The organism is Streptomyces sp. NPDC001157, assembly GCF_053598255.1.
Genome location: NZ_JBSFJW010000031.1, coordinates 100,188 through 117,530, shown reverse-complemented (window position 1 = coordinate 117,530; position 17,343 = coordinate 100,188). Strand labels below are relative to the sequence as shown.

The window sequence follows — 17,343 nt, the reverse complement described above, 5'->3', positions numbered from 1 at the left end:
CGACCTGCTGATGGAACTCGAAGACTCACCCAGCGGCAGCGAGTATGTCCGGGGGTGGGATCCCCACTGGTGGAACCGGTACCCCGGCTGGTGACATTGGTCGTTTTCCCAGGCACCCGGACGCTGTAGTTCCTCAGCGAAGTCACTTGCCGGGCGCATCGGCCGAGGGGGCGCTACCGCCGGGCGGTACGCGAACACCGGTCGTTGCGCGTCCTCCGCGCAGGGGAGAACGTCCACCTCACCCACTGGCCGGACTCTCGGTCGATGTGAGATGAGACCGGCTGTGATCGGCTCAGACGGTCCTGCCCCTGAGGCGGACACGGATCCGCGCCCCGGCGGTCGGCCGACCGATCACCGCGCTCGCCTCCGCCCATCGCGGTGGAGGCGAACACGCCAGTGCCACTCCTGTTGCCGGGAGCGCCTCAGCACCAGTGCGCTTCTGTCAGGAGCCATGTCGGTTTCGGGAACACCGATCAGGTATCCCTTGCTCCCAGTATCAGCAGCCGGCCTCCGGCCGCACGGGCCATCTCCACAACCGTGGACGTACTGGATGGGAGCCAGTTCTTGCGGACGCGGACATATCCCGCGTCCAGGTCGACGTCTTCCCACAACGGGTCCACCGACCGATCTCCCCTTCGATGGAAACTTCGAGCCGGACACGGGCCGGGAAGCAGCCGCCGCTTCTACAGCTCGGAACTCAACGCATTCCGGGCATGAGTGAGGAACCTCGTATGGGCGGCCTGATACGCCTGGCTGGGATCGGGCAACGCAACGACAATGGCCTCGGCTGCCGCAATGACCTCCTCAGGCCCTTCCAGGCGCAGAACGTTCAGCGCTTCATCGACTGCGACGAGAGCGGAATCACGGCCTTCCCGCAAGACGGTCGAGGTGGGCGCCGCCGCCCACGCCATGACCGCCTGACGAGCCTGATCGGTCCGGCCGAGGAAGCCCACGTAGGCGTTTCGGCGCACCCCTCGTTGCGCGGCGGCGGCTTCTGCGCGCAAGGTCCCGCGCATCACATCCAGTTGAGCCTCGGCCTGCTTCAGCACCGAGTTCCAGGCGACATCGGCCTGCCGCAAGGCCGCGTTCCAGGCCGCGTCCGCCTGCCTTTGCGCCGCCTCCCTGGCGGCGTCAGCCTGCCGACGAGCAGCGAGAACTCCGAAGTACCCGGTGACCGCACTGCCGGCCAGGGCAGCGGCGGCTGCCACAAGAGCCGTCATCCAGTCCCCCACGGTTCTTACGTCCCCGTTCGGATCGTGCTCGACACCCTTGACGTCAACCGGCATAGCCGCCATGAGATCTGGGGATTAGATCGGGGCGTCTTTCCGCGAGGAGGTCGGTTTGGTGGCTCAGCCGGATCCGCCGGATGGCATGGCGTCCAGGAATTCATCGGAGTTACCGGAGGCGCCATACCTGCGCCGCAAGGAGCGGGAGAAAAGGCGTGTGGGCCGAGCGATACGTGAGTACACCGATCCGTTCGCCCTGGAGGTGCACCGGTCGATCGACATCCCGCAGACCCACCTCCGCGTCACCTTGCCGGCACTGACGGCATACGCGCCACGTGATCACGACCGGAAACTGCGACGTATCGTGGACGAGGCAAACGCCGGCACAAGTCGTATTGCGATGCTCGTCGGTGGATCCTCCACCGGAAAGACCCGGGCGTGTTGGGAAGCGGTCCAACTCCTCCCGGGCAACTGGCGCTTGTGGCATCCAATCGATCCAAGCCGCCCCGAAGCAGCTCTGGCCGGCCTGAGATGGGTTCGCCCGTACACGGTGATATGGCTCAACGAGGTCCAGTACTACCTGCTGACCTCCACGAGCGACCTCGGCGAACGAATCGCTGCCGGCCTGCGCGAACTGCTGCGCGAACCGCGCCGCGCACCAGTACTCGTACTGGGAACGATCTGGCCGGAGTACTGGGCCAGGGTCGCCACGACTCCGCCGCCGGGCGAGCCCGACCCCCATGCACAGGCCCGCGCGCTGTGCGAGGGCAACGAGCTGCCCGTGCCTTCGTCCTTCGCAGGCGGGGAGCTGGCCGTCGTGCGGGAGACCTCAGAGAGCGATCCACGGCTGGCCTCCGCCGTCCAGTACGCACAGCATGGCCAGATCACCCAATACCTTGCCGGCGGTCCCGCTCTCCTACGGCGCTACTGGACAGCTCCCGACGGTGCCCGAGCATTGATCGAGTCAGCCATGGATGCCCGTCGGCTCGGGCACGGCCGCATCCTGCCGCACTCACTGCTGGCAGCGGCAGCCGAGGGCTATCTGAGCGAACAGCAGTGGGACCTTCTTCCCTCGGACTGGCTCGAGCAGAGCTTGGCGTACTGCACTGCACCCTGCGGCGGCACGCCCGGCCCACTCGTTCGAGTGCGCCTGCGCGCCACCGAGCCGTCCCCCGCGGAACCCGCGTACCGGCTCGCGGACTATCTGGAGCAGCATGGCCGCCGCACCCGCCGGACCACCCGAGCGCCGAACGCGCTGTGGAACGCCCTCATTGAGCACGGCCGACCCGTCGACCTCACCACAATCGCCCAGGCGGCCCAGACTCGCGGCTTCCTCGAAACCGCCATGCGCCTCTACGCCAACGCCGTGCATGCCGGTGACAACACCGCCCTGCACATGGGCGCGCGCTTGCTGCGAAAGGCCGAAAGGTACGAGGCGGCGATCTCCTGGTACCAGCGTGCTGCTGAGGCAGGCACATCCTCTGCCCTTCGCCAGGCGACCGAGCTCATGGAATTGATCGGCCAGGGCGAGGAAGCGATCAATTGGCTGCGAGCCCGCGCGGAGGCCGGCGATCTCAAGGCGCTGCCGCAGGCGGCCGAAGCGTTGGAAAGAGCGGGCCGAGAGGAGGAAGCCGTCGACTATTACCAGACAGCCGCCGAGAACGGCGACAATCATGCGCTCTGGCATGCCGTCGATCTTCTGGAAAGGGCGGGGAGAACAGAAGAAGCCATCAGCTGGCTGCGCATTCGCGCAGGCTACGAAGATTCCCCCGCCGCGCTCCGTCTGGAGGAAATGCTGGAGAAGTCCGGGCGGAGCGATGAGGCCATCGCCCGGCTGCAGGCCCGGGCTGAGACAGGTGATGTGAATGCCCTGTGGCGAGCGGCCAATCTGATGGAGCACGCGGGCCGAAGTGACGAGGCCATCGCCTGGCTGCGCAGTCGCGCCCAGGCCGGTCAAGCGGGTGCTCTGCGGCTGGCGGAAAGGTTGACGGGCGGGACGGCACGGTCGACGCGATCCGAGCGGGACACAGACACCCACCGCTCCGCACCCCGCTCCGCCCACTCGGACGCGATACGAGAGACCGCCGAAGCCATGGAGTCCGCGGGCCGGATCGCGGAAGCGGTCTCCTGGTACCGGCGTCTCGCCGAAGTGCACGACAGTGCAGCCCTGCGACGGACGATCGCCGAACTCCTGCAGCGGGACGGGCAGCCGGACCAAGCCATCACGTGGTACCAGCGTGCGGTGCAGAAGGGTGATGTCCATGCCATCTCTCAAGCGGCCGACCTCATGCAATCGACGGGCTGCCGCGACGAAGCTCTCACCTGGCTGGGTGGTTTCTCCCTGACGGACGATGCCCGAGTGCTGCGGCAGGCCGCGCAGGCGCTGGAGAAACTCGGGCAGCACGACGAAGCTGTGTCCTTACTGCTTGCCGGGCCCGGAGCCAAGGACGGGTCTGTGCTGTTGCATGCCGCGGAGATCCTGGAACGACACGGACGCCTGACCGAGGCCGCAACCGCCTACAGGCAAGCCGCCGAGGCAGGCAACATATACGCCCTACGTCACACCGCTGCCCTCCTGGAGAACACGGGCCGCTCCGACGAGGCACTGACCTGGCTGTGGGAACGTATCGAAGCGGGAGACATCCGAGCCGTACGCCCCGGCGTCTCCATCCTCCTCAAGGCTGGACGGGTCGACGAGGCGATTGTCTGGTACCAGCTCTCCGCCGAGGTCGGCGATACCCATGCCCTCTGGCGGGTCGGCAATCTCCTGGAACAGACGGCCCGCAAGGACGAGAGGACGAAACTGTGGCGGTACGGGTGGAGTCCGGACGGGACCATCATGGACCCTTGGGAGGCGCCCGCTCTCTGAGCGGCCGGTCATGGCATGGCCAACTGACGTCCACCGTGGGCTTGGCCACAGGTGACAGGGCGCAGGGGCCATCGGCTGACCGCAAACATGCCGGGACACTACCCGGCGGGCAGCACGGGCCAGGGAGCAGGGAAGGCCTCAACCTCCTGGCGCAAGTAAGGAGCCACGCTCCCCGTGACCGCCGAGCTGCCGCCAAGGGCCGGACGCACACTCGACGCGCAATCCATGACCCGGTGTTCCGGTGCGTGAAGGGGAGGTCGAGGACTGGCCGGAGGGCTTCCGCGGCTCCGTCTATGTCTCCAACGTCTTCGCGCTGTGCTGGCGCGCCCGGTATGCAGCGGCCTTGACCCGGTTGCCGCAGGTTCGCATGGCGCACCACTCCCGTCGGTGGCCTCGCGAGCGGTCGAGGTAGACCTGGGTGCACTCGGGACGGGAACACTCGCGCAACAGTGCGGCCTCGTCACCGCCGATGATCTCGACGGCTTCACGGGCGAGGGCGGCGAGCCCCTGGACCGCCGTGCCGGTACGGGTCGCACCATCGGGACCGAGCCGTACGGTCACGGGGAGACCCGAGGCCTGCAGGTTCACCTCGGCGACCGCTTCGGCGGGCAGGGGCCGCCGATCGATGCGGGCCGCCACCAGGGCGTAGATCGCCTCACGCAGGTCCACGGCGATGGAGAGGTCGGCCTCGCTCGCCCCGGGCGCCAGATCGAGCATCCCGGACTCCAGGAACCAGTCGTCGAGCAGCTCGGGGGAAGCGAGCTTCTCGAGCGGCTCGCCGTTGCGCCGCGCGCGCAACGTGCCGACGAAGTCCAGAGGAAGCGTTCCGCAGGGAAAAGCGTGATTCACGTAACCATACTGACGGGTGACATATGGATGTGCAAGATCCTGTTCACCAGCGAAGTGCACCCGACCAACCAGGCCTTCGATACCGCGGCGAGGGGCATCGTAGACCCGGCTTTCATTGGCTCAGCGCAGCCTCAACCAAGTCTCGGAACCAGAATGGTTTTTTTATTGACAGCGGAAAAGATCCGACCTTAAGTTTCCGGCCATGCGCCCGACCTTCGCCCGGGAGTCGGTCCCCACCATGACTCCGGCAGCCTCCCTGGTCTTCACCGCTCTGCTCTCCCACGGCCCGCTCACCCGGGCCGAGGTGGGGCGGCGCACCAAGCTCTCTCCGGCCGCGGTCACCAAGGCGGTCCGTCCGCTGATGGAGCTCGGCTATCTCGTCGAGGGCGCCGACGAAGAGGCGCGGCCCGCGGTGGGGCGCCCCGCCAACCTGGTGTCGGTGGACGCGGGAAGGGCGCTGTTCATCGGTGTGAAGGTGACCGGCGACGAAATCATCGCGGTGCTGGCCGACCTGTGTTGCCGTATCCGGGTGTCCCGGCACGTACCTCTCACGGGCCGCGAGCCGCAGGTCGTGCTCCCCGCGATCACCGCGTTGGTACAGGAGTTGCTCACCGAAGCCGTCGGATTCGGTGTGCAGGTGCGGGGGCTGGGCATCGCGATCTCGGGGGACGTGGACCGCGCGCACGGTCTGGTCCGCTACTCCCCCTTCCTGGAGTGGCGCGAGGTACCGCTCGCCGAGCTCGCCGGTACCGCGACGGGGCTGCCGGTCACGGTCGACAACGACGTACGGGCGCTCACGGTCGCCGAGCACTGGTTCGGGGCAGGAGTCGGGCTCTCGGACTTCGCCCTGGTGACCGTGGGCGCCGGCATCGGCTGTGGCCTGGTGGTGCACGGCCGGGTGGTGTCCGGCGCGCACGGCGTGGCCGGCGAGATCGGGCATCTGTCCCTCGACCCGAGGGGCCCGCTCTGCCATTGCGGCAACCGCGGGTGCGTGGAGGCGATCGCGGCGGACCCCGCGATCCTGCGCGCGGTGAGCGCGGCCACGGGCAGGCAACTGACCGATGTGGCCGAGGCGTTGGACCTGGCCCACGGCGGAGACCTCGGTGCCCGAGCGGTCTATGCCGAGGCCGGCGAAGCCATCGGCAAGGCCATCGCCTCCCTGGTGAACCTCCTCGGCCCCGAGCGGGTGGTCATCTCCGGGGAGGGCCTGGCCGCATACGACCTCTTCGCCGAAGGCATCCGGGACGCCTTCGCCGCCTCCGCCTTCGGTACCGCCTCGCAGTGTGACGTGATGACACGTCCGCTGCCCTTCGAGGAGTGGGCGCGCGGGGCCGCGGCCACCGCGATCCAGTCCTTCATGGGGTCGGACACGTACGAGGAGCAGCCATGACGCTGCTGGGCCGCAGCCCGCAGCCCGCCGCGGTCGCCGACCTCCCCTAGCCCGGATCTCACCGATACCCGTCCCCACCGGGTGTGCCGCACAACTCCACTCACCGCACAAGCAGGAGGCGACCCATGCCCTCATTCCCCTCCAGAGCCCTCCCCGGCCTCGCGCGCCGTCCCCTCAGAGCCGCGCTGGTGCTGGCCGTCACCGCCGGACTCGCCACAGTGGTGCCGGCCGCCGCCACTCAGGCCGCGCCCGACGCCTCCAAGTCCACGACCGCCGCGGCCACTTCGGCTGCGACCACGGCGGACACCGCCTCCGCCCCGGCGGCCAAGCCGTACATGGGCTGGTCCAGTTGGAGCATGCAGTCCTCCCAGTACCCGGGCCTGAACCCGGACGGCAGCTACAGCTACCTCACCGAGGCGAACGTACTGAAGCAGACCGACGCCCTGGCCGCCACGCTGAAGAAGTACGGCTACGACCACGTCAACATCGACGCCGGCTGGTGGATGGACAAGAACTGGACGTCCGAGTTCGACCAGTACGGCCGGCAGACCCCCGACCCGGTGCGCTTCCCGAACGGCATGAAGTCGGTCGCCGACCACATCCACGCCAAGGGCCTCAAGGCGGGCATCTACCTGCCCGTCGGCCTGGAGAAGGGCGCGTACGGCGACGGAAAGGTGCCGATCCACGACGCCCCGGGCTGCACCACGGCAGACATCGTCTATCCGGATCTGCGCACCACCAACGGTTGGGACAGCGCCTACAAGCTGAACTTCGACAGCCCCTGCGCGCAGAAGTACATCGACTCGCAGGCGCAGCTGCTCGCGGGCTGGGGCTACGACTTCCTCAAACTGGACGGGGTGGGCCCCGGCTCGTCCAAGTCCGGTGACAACTACAACAACGTCGCCGACGTCGCCGCCTGGCACCAGGCCATCGCCGACACCGGGCGGCCGATGCACCTGGAGCTGTCCTGGTCCCTCGACATCTCCCACGCCGCGGACTGGAAGAAGTACTCCAACGGCTGGCGCATCGACACCGACGTCGAGTGCTACTGCGACACCCTGGTCACCTGGGAGAACTCGGTCAACGACCGGTGGAACGACGCCCCCGCGTGGAGCCGCAAGGCGGGCCCCGGCGGCTGGAACGACCTCGACGCGATCGACGTCGGCAACGGCGCGATGGACGGCCTCACCAAGGCCGAGCGGCAGAGCTACATGACGCTGTGGGCCATCAACAAGTCGCCCTTGTTCACCGGTGACGACCTCACCCAGCTCGACAGCTACGGCCTCTCCCTGCTCACCAACCAGGAAGTCACAGCCGTCGACCAGAACACCTCGCCCGTGGCACGTCCGGTCACCCCGATGGGCGACCAGCAGGTCTGGGGAACCAAGAACCCCGACGGCAGTTACACCGTCGCCCTGTTCAACCTCGGCAGCTCGGCGGCCTCCGTCACCGCGGACTGGGCGTCCTTCGGCTTCACCGGCACGGCCTCCGTACGCGACCTGTGGAACCACCAGAGCCTCGGCACGTACAAGAACAGCATCACCTCGACGCTGCCCGCACACGGCTCCCGGCTGTTCACCGTCAAGCCCGGCGGCACCCCCCTCGCGACCACCCGCTACGAGGCCGAGTCCGGCAACAACAGCCTGACGGGGAACGCGTCCGTCGCTTCGTGCGATGCCTGCTCCGGCGGCAAGAAGGTCGGCAACCTCTATCTCGACAGCAAGCTGCAGTTCAACGACATCACGGTGAAGAAGGACGGCATCTACACCGTCAACGTCGCCTATGTCAGCGGCGATCCCCGCTCGGTGACCGTCTACTCCAACAGCGGGCACGGCACCAGCCTGAAGTTCCCGTCCACCGGCGACTGGAGCACGGTCGAGACCGTCAGCGTCCAGTTGGCCCTGAAGGCGGGCTCCAACACGATCACCTTCGACAGCGGCTGGGACTACTCACCCGACATCGACCGGATCGACGTACCCAAATCCGCCTGATCAGCCCGTCTGATCAGCACCACTCATCAGCACCTCTCATCAGCCTGTCTGATCGGTCCGTCTGATCGGTTCGCCTCCGACGGCCCGTATCCGCCGTTCCCGCATGCGCCGTTCCCCCGGACCTGGAGTGCACACCGTGGACACTCAGCACCCCGCATCACCCGACGACCACCCGAGCCGCAGACACTTTCTGTCCTTCGCCACCACGGCCGGCGCGGTCGCCGCGCTCGCCGGTCTGCCCGCCTTCACCGCCTCGGCGGCCCCCCTCCGGCCCACTTCCTCCCCCTTGCTCCCCGCGGCCGCCGCCGCGAAGAACCAGTTGTGGTGGCGGGCTCCCGGCTCCCCCACCTCGATGATCCAGCAGGGTCTGCCGGTCGGGAACGGACGCCTCGGAGCTCTCGCGAGCAACGACCCCGCCGCCGAACTGCTGACGATCACCGACGCCACCCTGTGGACCGGCGGCCGCAACGACACCCTGCAGAGCGACGGCCAATTCCCCTACGGCCGTGACGACTTCGGCTCCCTGACGCAGCTCGCCGAGCTCACCGTCGACCTCCCCGCGCACGACCTGGGCTCGGTCAACGACTACCGTCGCACCCTCGACCTGGCCCAGGGCTTCGTCAGCGCCTCGTACGACCTGTCCGGCGTCACCTACCAGCGGCAGGTCTTCGCCAGCCGCCCCGATGACGTCATCGTCCTGTATTTCTCCCAGCGGGGTGGCGGCAGTTACACCGGTACGGTCTCCCTCGCCGGCACCCACGGCGAGACCACCACCGCGAACAGCGCAGGGTGCTATGCCTCATTCGGCGCGTCCTTCGCCAACGGACTGAAGTACGGTGCCGCCGTCACGGCCACCAGCAGCAGCGGCAGGGTGGCCGTCGAAGGTACGTCGATCTCGTTCCGCAACTGCAAGGATCTGACGGTCGTGGTCAGCGGCGGCACCAACTACGCCCCTGATGCGGCCACCGGATTCCGCGACCCGTCCGTGGACCCTGAGGACCTGGCGCGGACCAAGGTGCTGGCCGCCGCCGGCCACTCCGCGAGCACGCTGCTGTACACCCATGTCGCCGACTTCCGCCCGGTGTTCGAGCAGCAGGACATCAACCTCGGCACGTCGTCCACCGCACAGCGCGGACTGGACACCTGGCAGCGGGTGCAGGCGCGCTACCGGGACGACGTCCCCGATCCTGAACTCGAGGCGGCCTACCTGCAGTTCGGCCGCTATCTGATGATCTCCGGGTCGCGGGGCAGTCTGCCGATGGGCCTGCAGGGCCCGTGGCTGGACGGCAACGACCCGGACTGGATGGGCGACTACCACACCGACATCAACGTCCAGATGAACTACTGGATGGCCGACCGCACGGGCCTGTCCGACTGCTTCGACGCCTTCGCGGACTACTGCCTCGCGCAGCTGCCCTCGTGGACGGAGGTCACGCAGCGGTTGTTCAACAGCTCGACCAACAGGTTCCGCAACTCCAGTGGAAAGGTGGGCGGTTGGGCCGTGGCCTTCTCCACCAACCCCTACGGCGGAAGCGGTTGGTGGTGGCACCCGGCGGGCAATGCCTGGCTCTGCCAGAACCTGTTCGAGCACTACGAGTTCACCCAGGACCGCGCCTACCTCGAAAGGATCTATCCCCTCCTCAAGGGCGCCGTGGAGTTCTGGGAGGCCCGCCTCATCACCACGACCGTCACCGACGACTCGGGAACCTCACGCGAGGTCCTCATCGACGACAGCGACTGGTCGCCCGAGCAGGGCCCGCAGGACGCCAAGGGCATCACCTACGCCCAGGAAGCGGTGTGGAACCTCTTCGGCAACTACCGGACCGCGACCCGCGTACTCGGCAGGGACCTCTCCTACGGCACGACCGTCGACATCCTGCGTGAGCGTCTGTATCTGCCCGTGGTCAGCCCGAAGACCGGCTGGCTGGAGGAGTGGATGTCGCCCGACAACCTCGGCGAGACCACGCACCGTCATCTCTCGCCGCTGTTCGGCCTCTTCCCCGGCGACCGGATCCGGCCCGACGGCTCCACGTCCAAGGACATCCTCGCCGGAGCCACGGCTCTGCTGGCCGCCCGCGGCATGAACAACTACGGCTGGTCCAACGCCTGGCGCAGCCTGTGCTGGGCCAGGCTGAAGAACGCGGAGAAGGCCTATCAGCTGGTCGTCAACAACCTGAAGCCGTCGGTGAACGGCAGCAACGGCAGCGCGTCCAACCTCTTCGACATCATGGACATGGGAGGCAGCCGCGGCATCTTCCAGATCGACGCGAACCTCGGCACACCCTCCGCGATGATCGAGATGCTGGTCTATTCGCGACCGGGTCACGTCGAGTTGCTGCCCGCCCTGCCCGCCGCGTGGGCGGCCTCCGGCTCGGTGTCCGGCGTCGGTGTCCGCGGCGGCTTCATCGCCGCCCTCAAGTGGCGGAACGGCAAGGTCACGCAGCTGACGCTGAAGAGCGTCGGCGGCCGCGAAACGACCGTCTACGCGGGCAGCACCTCCCGGAAGATCAGCCTCAAGTCCGGGGCGTCCGTCACGCTGAGCAACTTCGGCTGAGTCCGGTCCGGCCCTACCCCCCGATGAGACGACGACAAGAGCGGAGAGAACGACGATGTCCTCTGCAAAGGGAAGAACGGTGCCGGGTCGGCGACCGCGTCGCAGATCACTGCTGTCCGTGTGCGGTGCACTGACCGGCATGGCGCTCACGGTCGTCCCGTTGAGCACCGCCGACTCGGCAAGCGCGGCCACCTCTTCGCCGCAGGCCAGGACCACCAGGGTCAGCGCCTGGTCGCCCAGTATGACGACCGGCGGCCCGTCCTTCGACAACCAGACCATCCGGATGGTGGTGCACAGCAGCGTCGCGGGCTCGGGCGCACGCATCACCCTGTCCAACCGGTACAGCAGCGCGCCGCTCGACGTCGGCGAGGTGGACGTGGCCGTGCAGGCGAGCGGCGGCGAGGCGACCCGCGGCACCATCCGCAACATCACCTTCGCCGGCTCCCGCCACCTCACGATCCCGGCGGGCGCGGAGGCGGTCAGTGACGTCGTCCCGATACCGGTCGGCGCCGGCGAGAACCTGCTCGTCAGCCTCTACGTCCCCGGTGCGACAGGCACGTCGACCTGGCACTCCGACGCCTTCGACACCACCTACATCGCCTCCGGCAACCGCACTGGCGACGACAGCGCCGCCGCCTTCGGCACCACCACGACCTCGTGGTACTACCTGGCGGGCCTTGACGTGCTGTCATCGACCGCGAGGGGCAGCGTCGTTGCCTTCGGCGACTCCATCACGGACGGCTACCACTCCTCGACCGGCACCTACACCCGGTGGCCCGACTTCCTCGGACGCCGGCTCGGCGCCGGACCGGGCCCGCAGCGGCTGAGCGTCGTCGACGCCGGCATCGGCGGCAACCGCGTCCTCACCGACGTCCCGAACCTGTGGCAGGGGGTCAGCGCCCTCAAGCGCTTCGGCCACGACGCCCTCGGTCAACCGGGCGTCAAGGACGTCATCCTCTTCGAAGGCATCAACGACATCGGCAACAACGCCGGCCCGGGCGGCCAACCGCTCACCGCCGAGGACCTCATCGACGGCTACCGCACTCTGATCGGCCAGGCGCACGCCGCCCATGTCGACGTCATCGGCGCGACTTTGATGCCCGACAAGGGCAACGGCTACTACACGCCCGCCGCCGAGGCGATCCGCCAGAGTGTCAACCGGTGGATCCGCACCAGCGGGGCGTTCGACGGCGTCATCGACTTCGACCGGACCATGCGCGACCCCGCGAACCCGGCCGCCCTCAACCCGGCGTACGACTCCGGCGATCACATCCACCCCAACGACGAGGGAATGAGGGCCATGGCGGACGCGATCGACCTGCGGCTCCTGCGCAGCTGACGCCCCGCCACTCGACGCGGCAGTGTCCGCACGCACACAGGGCGCGGGCGGACGCTGTGTCCCGAGACCCGGCTCGGGTCAGAGTCAGGGTCAGGGTGCGGTGTTCAGATAGATGCCGTTGATTCGCGAGTTGACGGGCACGTCCTGGTTGCGGTCGAAGCGGGGCGTGGGCGGATCGACGGTGCCTGGGTAGACGATCGCGCCCCAGTTGTTGTTCGTCTCGATCTTCCGGACGTTCCAGTCAGGGTCGTTCGGATCGAACCCGACGAAGCCCTGGCCGCTGAGGCACGAGGTGTCCCCGTCGGCGAACGTGACCTTCACCGATCCGGACGGTGCCATCCAGCAGAACGCCCAGTAGTCCGCGCCGTCTTGCTGCGCCGAACCGGCGGCCGGCGCGATGCGAAGCACCTTGCCGACGGTAGGTGTTCGAGAAGGACGGATCCGCCTCGCAGACCGCCTTGAGGAGATAACGTCACACCCTTCTGACATGGGGGTATTCCCGTGTCACTCCCCCGGCACAGGCAACACAGGGGCTTCCGTTTGCAACCGGTGCCCGGACCGCGGCAACTCCCTTACCTCAACTCTTACTTCATACCTTGACGAAAGTGGTCCGTACCTTTAGTTTCACCGGCAGCCCCAACCCCGCGCGTGTACTCGCCCGTTCACAAGGTGAACGCGGCCCGAGTACTCCACCCCCCACGAAAGGGCTCCCCCGCCATGCCCAGATCCAGGCCGCTCCCCGCATCCGCCGCCCTGGCGGTCACCGCTCTCACCCTGTCCACCGGCCTGCTCGCCGCGTCCCCCGCCCACGCCGCCACGGGCACGATCACCGGGCTGGCCGGCAAGTGCCTGGACGTCGCCGGCGCCAACTCCGCGGACGGCACGGCCGTCCAGCTCTACGACTGCAACGGCACCGCCGCCCAGCAGTGGACCGTCGGCTCCGACGGCACCCTCCGCGCCCTCGGCAAGTGCCTTGACGTGACCGGCAATTCGACCGCCGACGGGGCCAAGGCCCAGCTGTGGACCTGTTCCGGCGGCACCAACCAGAAGTGGACCGTCAGCGCCGCCCACGACATCGTCAACCCGCAGGCGAACAAGTGCCTGGACGTCACCGACAACTCCTCGGCCAACGGCGCCCGCGCCCAGATCTGGACCTGCACGGGCGGCGCCAACCAGAAGTGGACCGCGCCCGCGCTCGGTGACGGCACCGCCCCGTCCGCGCCGATGGCCGTGGCACCGTATCTCTACAACGGCTGGGGCGACCCGCCGAGCCCCACCACGATCACCAACGCGACCGGCGTGAAGTACTACACGCTCGCCTTCGTCCTCAGCAACGGCTACTGCAACCCGCAGTGGGACGGCAGCCGGGCGCTGACCGGCGGTGTCGACCAGCAGACGATCAACACCGTGCGCGGCAACGGCGGGGACGTGATCCCCTCCTTCGGCGGCTACAGCGGCAACAAGCTGGAGAGCTCCTGCGCCGGCGCGAGCGAGCTGGCGGCGGCGTACCAGAAGGTCATCAACGCCTACGGCGGCCTCAAGGCCATCGACATCGACCTGGAAGCCGACGCCTACAGCAACGGAACCGTGCAGCAGCGGACCGTGGACGCGCTGAAGACCGTGAAGGCCGACAACCCCGGCCTGAAGGTGTACATCACCATCGGCACCGGCCAGAGCGGTCCCGACACCAGCCTCATCAACCGGGCCGCGTCCTCTGGGCTGACCGTCGACGCCTGGGCCATCATGCCGTTCGACTTCGGCGGGGCCGGCCAGAACATGGGCAACCTCACCACCCAGGCCGCGGAAGGGCTCAAGAACGCGCTGAAGAACGCGTACGGCTACAGCGACGACACGGCCTACCGGGACATGGGCATCTCGTCCATGAACGGCATCACCGACAACAACGAGACCGTCACGGTGGCCGACTTCCGGACCATCCTCGGCTACGCCCAGCAGCACCATCTGGCCCGGCTCACGTTCTGGTCCGCCAACCGCGACCGGCCCTGCACCGGCGGCTCCGCCGACAGCTGCTCCGGCGTGAGCCAGTCCGACTGGGACTACACCCGCGTCCTCGCCGGATACACCGGCTGACCTCCCCGCACGAGACCAGGAGAACCGCCCATGCCTTCCCTCCCCTGGCGCGGCAGATCCGCCGCGGCCGCAGTGGTGGCCACGGCCGCCGCGTCCCTGCTCACCGGCGCCCCCGCGCACGCCGCGGCGACCGCCCTGCCCACCGGCTTCGCGACCGTCATGAACGCCGCGAGCGGCCGCTGCCTCGACGCCAAGGCGGCCGCCACCGCCAACGGCACCGTCGTGCAGCAGTACTCGTGCAACGGCACCACCGCGCAGCGGTGGAGCTTCACCGCCACGAGCGACGGATACGTCCGGATCAACAACGCCAACGACACGGGCCAGGTCGCGGACGTCGCCGACGTCTCCACGGCCGACAACGCCCCGGTCCACCTGTGGACCTACGGCGGCGGCGCCAACCAGCAGTGGCTGCCGGTGGACGAGGGCGGCGGCGCCTACCACTTCGTCAACCGCAACAGCGGCAAGTGCCTCGACGACCCCACGGCCTCGACCGCCGACAGCGTGCAGTTCGTGCAGTACACCTGCAACGGCACCGCGGCCCAGCGCTTCCAGGTCGTACCCGTGGCCCAGTCGGCCGCCGACCCCGACCTGGGTCCGAACGTGGTCGTCTTCGACCCGTCGATGTCGTCCTCGACGATCCAGAGCAGGCTGAACACGATCTTCCAGCAGCAGGAGACCAACCAGTTCGGCTCCCAGCGCTACGCCGTGCTGTTCAAGCCGGGCGCCTACAGCGCCGACGTCAACGTCGGCTTCTACACGCAGGTGCTGGGCCTGGGCCTCTCCCCCGACGCGGTGACGATCAACGGTGCGGTGCACGCCGAGGCCGACTGGTTCCAGGGCAACGCCACCCAGAACTTCTGGCGCGGCGCGGAGAACCTGTCGGTCAACCCGGCCGGCGGCGCCGACCGCTGGGCGGTCTCGCAGGCGGCCCCCTACCGCCGGATGCACCTGCGCGGCAATCTCGCCCTGGACGACGGCGGCTGGTCCAGCGGCGGTCTCATCGCCGACAGCAGGATCGACGGCCAGGTCAACTCGGGCAGCCAGCAGCAGTGGCTGACCCGTAACTCCCAGCTGGGCAGTTGGACCGGCTCCAACTGGAACATGGTCTTCACCGGCAGCACGGGTGTCCCCGCCACCAGTTTCCCCAGCCCGCCGGACACCACGGTCGCGCAGAGTCCGGTCTCCCGCGAGAAGCCCTTCCTGTACGTCGACGGCAACGGCGCCTACCAGGTGTTCGTGCCGTCCCTGCGGTCCAACTCCTCGGGCACCAGCTGGTCGAGCGGCACCTCGGGCTCCTCCCTCTCGCTGGACTCCTTCTACGTCGTCAAGCCCGGCGCCACCGCCTCGCAGATCAACTCCGCCCTCGCGGCGGGCAAGAACCTCCTGGTCACCCCGGGCGTCTACCACCTCGACCAGACCCTGCAGATCAACCGCGCCGACACGGTCGTCCTCGGCCTGGGCCTGGCCACCCTGGTCCCCGACAACGGCATCACCGCCATGAAGGTCGCCGACGTCGACGGCGTGAAGATCGCGGGCCTGCTGTTCGACGCGGGCACCACCAACTCACCGAGCCTGCTGGAGGTCGGACCGTCGAGCGCGTCCGCCTCGCACGCGTCCGACCCGACCTCCCTGCACGACGTCTACTTCCGCGTCGGCGGTGCGGGTGTCGGCAAGGTGACCACCGGCCTGATCGTCAACAGCGACAACGTCATCGGCGACCACATGTGGATCTGGCGGGCCGACCACGGCAGCGGCGTCGGCTGGACCAGCAACACCGCGGACACCGGGATGATCGTCAACGGTGACGACGTGACGATGTACGGCCTGTTCGTCGAGCACTTCCAGAAGTACCAGACCGTCTGGAACGGCAACGGTGGCCGCACGTACTTCTTCCAGAACGAGATGCCCTACGACCCGCCGAACCAGGCCGCCTGGATGAACGGCTCCACCCAGGGCTACGCGGCCTACAAGGTCGCCGACTCGGTCACCAGCCACCAAGCCTACGGCCTCGGCAGCTACTGCTACTTCAACGTCAACCCCGCTGTCGTGGCCGCGCACGCCATCGAGGCGCCTAACAACCCGGGCGTCCGCTTCACCAGCATGGTGACGGTCTCCCTCGGCGGCACCGGCACCATCAGCCACGTCATCAACAACACGGGCGGCCCGTCCAACTCCGGAACCAACGTGGCGAACCTGACCAGCTATCCGTAGGAGACCCGGAACGGGTGTCCGTGCGGCGGTTATGATCGCCGGAGGGGAGTCGGACACGACGGGGGGCTCGCGTTGGATCGCCTGGCAGGAGCGGGCCTGGACGTCGGCGCGGGCCGACCGGACGCGGTGAGCGTGTGACCGGCCGGCCGGCGCCCGCGGTGCTGCCCCCGTCGTTGCGCCCGTGGCTCGGGCTGACCGCGGTCCTCGCCACGCTGGTGGTCGCCGCGATCGGCGTCCTGTACGCCGGTCACAGCGAGCCCGGCCGGGTCGACCGGTGGATCGTCCGGCCGACCGCGGACAGTGTGCGGCCGCCGTGGCGGTATGTCGCTCTGACCCTGGACTTCCTGGGGGAGCCCGCCGGATCGGCCATGGTGATCGTGGCCGCCGTGGCGGGCTGCCTGCTGCTTCGGCGTCCTCGCGCAGCGGTGCTCGTCGTGGCCGGTGTCGGCGTGACCGTGGGGGCGGCGACGCTGCTCAAGCACGTGGTGGGACGCACCATCCACGGCGCCGACAATCTGTCCTACCCGAGCGGGCACACCGCCTTCTTCACCGCGCTCGCCCTCACCGCGGCACTGCCCGCGACCGGCCGGCTCGGCCTCGGCAGGGCGGCCGGGATGTCACTCGTGTTCGCCGCGGCACTGGTTGCCGGTGCCGCGATGGGGTGGGCACAGGTCGCCCTGGGCGCGCACTACCCCACCGACGTCCTGGGCGGCTGGTGCACCGCACTGGCGGTGGTACCGGCGACCGCCTGGCTGGTCGACCGTGCGGCCGACCGGCGGGCCGTTCGCACGGCCGACGCCGGTCGGCTGGAGCATCGCTGACG

11 protein-coding genes are annotated in these 17,343 nt (G+C 68.6%); 8 read left to right on the top strand and 3 right to left on the bottom strand.

Features of this window, described 5'->3' with window-relative positions:
* Positions 1-683: 683 nt before the first annotated feature.
* On the bottom strand, positions 684-1,286 hold the full coding sequence (locus tag ACWDAG_RS37095) for a hypothetical protein (protein ID WP_450699955.1): 603 nt from the start codon (positions 1,284-1,286) through the stop codon (positions 684-686).
* 58 nt (positions 1,287-1,344) lie between these two features.
* Between ACWDAG_RS37095 and ACWDAG_RS37090 the strand changes: the two genes are divergently transcribed.
* Positions 1,345-4,095 carry a tetratricopeptide repeat protein gene (locus ACWDAG_RS37090; RefSeq protein WP_450699954.1) on the top strand — a complete coding sequence of 917 codons (2,751 nt, stop codon included), beginning with the start codon at positions 1,345-1,347 and terminating at the stop codon, positions 4,093-4,095.
* A 291-nt stretch (positions 4,096-4,386) separates the two neighbouring features.
* Here ACWDAG_RS37090 and ACWDAG_RS37085 read toward each other — a convergent pair whose 3' ends face one another.
* Complete coding sequence (locus ACWDAG_RS37085) at positions 4,387-4,944, bottom strand: CGNR zinc finger domain-containing protein (RefSeq protein WP_450699953.1); 558 nt, start codon at positions 4,942-4,944, stop codon at positions 4,387-4,389.
* Positions 4,945-5,146: 202 nt separating this feature from the next.
* Here ACWDAG_RS37085 and ACWDAG_RS37080 point away from each other — a divergent pair, with 202 nt between their 5' ends.
* The 4 genes from ACWDAG_RS37080 to ACWDAG_RS37065 all read left to right on the top strand — a co-directional run bounded on the left by ACWDAG_RS37080 (position 5,147) and on the right by ACWDAG_RS37065 (position 12,218).
* Positions 5,147-6,334, top strand: a complete 1,188-nt coding sequence (locus ACWDAG_RS37080) for an ROK family protein (RefSeq protein WP_450699952.1) — start codon at positions 5,147-5,149, stop codon at positions 6,332-6,334.
* Between the two features lie 125 nt (positions 6,335-6,459).
* Complete coding sequence (locus ACWDAG_RS37075) at positions 6,460-8,325, top strand: alpha-galactosidase D (protein WP_450699951.1); 1,866 nt, start codon at positions 6,460-6,462, stop codon at positions 8,323-8,325.
* Between the two features lie 136 nt (positions 8,326-8,461).
* On the top strand, positions 8,462-10,879 hold the full coding sequence (locus ACWDAG_RS37070) for a glycosyl hydrolase family 95 catalytic domain-containing protein (protein WP_450699950.1): 2,418 nt from the start codon (positions 8,462-8,464) through the stop codon (positions 10,877-10,879).
* Positions 10,880-11,018: 139 nt separating this feature from the next.
* Positions 11,019-12,218, top strand: coding sequence for an SGNH/GDSL hydrolase family protein (locus tag ACWDAG_RS37065; protein ID WP_450699949.1), 1,200 nt, complete (start codon positions 11,019-11,021; stop codon positions 12,216-12,218).
* Between the two features lie 90 nt (positions 12,219-12,308).
* Here ACWDAG_RS37065 and ACWDAG_RS37060 read toward each other — a convergent pair whose 3' ends face one another.
* Entirely contained in the window at positions 12,309-12,626 is a 318-nt protein-coding gene (locus ACWDAG_RS37060) for a hypothetical protein (RefSeq protein WP_450699948.1), read from the bottom strand.
* Between the two features lie 309 nt (positions 12,627-12,935).
* Between ACWDAG_RS37060 and ACWDAG_RS37055 the strand changes: the two genes are divergently transcribed.
* The 3 genes from ACWDAG_RS37055 to ACWDAG_RS37045 all read left to right on the top strand — a co-directional run bounded on the left by ACWDAG_RS37055 (position 12,936) and on the right by ACWDAG_RS37045 (position 17,341).
* A complete protein-coding gene (locus tag ACWDAG_RS37055; RefSeq protein WP_450699947.1) occupies positions 12,936-14,309 on the top strand; it encodes a lectin in 1,374 nt (457 codons plus the stop codon).
* Between the two features lie 30 nt (positions 14,310-14,339).
* Positions 14,340-16,520: an RICIN domain-containing protein gene (locus ACWDAG_RS37050; protein ID WP_450699946.1), complete on the top strand. Its 2,181-nt coding sequence runs from the start codon at positions 14,340-14,342 to the stop codon at positions 16,518-16,520.
* A gap of 134 nt (positions 16,521-16,654) precedes the next feature.
* Complete coding sequence (locus ACWDAG_RS37045) at positions 16,655-17,341, top strand: phosphatase PAP2 family protein (protein ID WP_450699945.1); 687 nt, start codon at positions 16,655-16,657, stop codon at positions 17,339-17,341.
* The last annotated feature ends 2 nt before the right edge of the window (positions 17,342-17,343 follow it).

Coding starts and splice junctions, on each gene's coding strand:
- ACWDAG_RS37055 (WP_450699947.1), top strand. CDS start 12,936: ATGCCCAGATCCAGGCCGCTCCCCGCATCCGCCGCCCTGGCGGTCACC.
- ACWDAG_RS37050 (WP_450699946.1), top strand. CDS start 14,340: ATGCCTTCCCTCCCCTGGCGCGGCAGATCCGCCGCGGCCGCAGTGGTG.
- ACWDAG_RS37095 (WP_450699955.1), bottom strand. CDS start 1,286: ATGCCGGTTGACGTCAAGGGTGTCGAGCACGATCCGAACGGGGACGTA.
- ACWDAG_RS37065 (WP_450699949.1), top strand. CDS start 11,019: ATGGCGCTCACGGTCGTCCCGTTGAGCACCGCCGACTCGGCAAGCGCG.
- ACWDAG_RS37080 (WP_450699952.1), top strand. CDS start 5,147: ATGCGCCCGACCTTCGCCCGGGAGTCGGTCCCCACCATGACTCCGGCA.
- ACWDAG_RS37075 (WP_450699951.1), top strand. CDS start 6,460: ATGCCCTCATTCCCCTCCAGAGCCCTCCCCGGCCTCGCGCGCCGTCCC.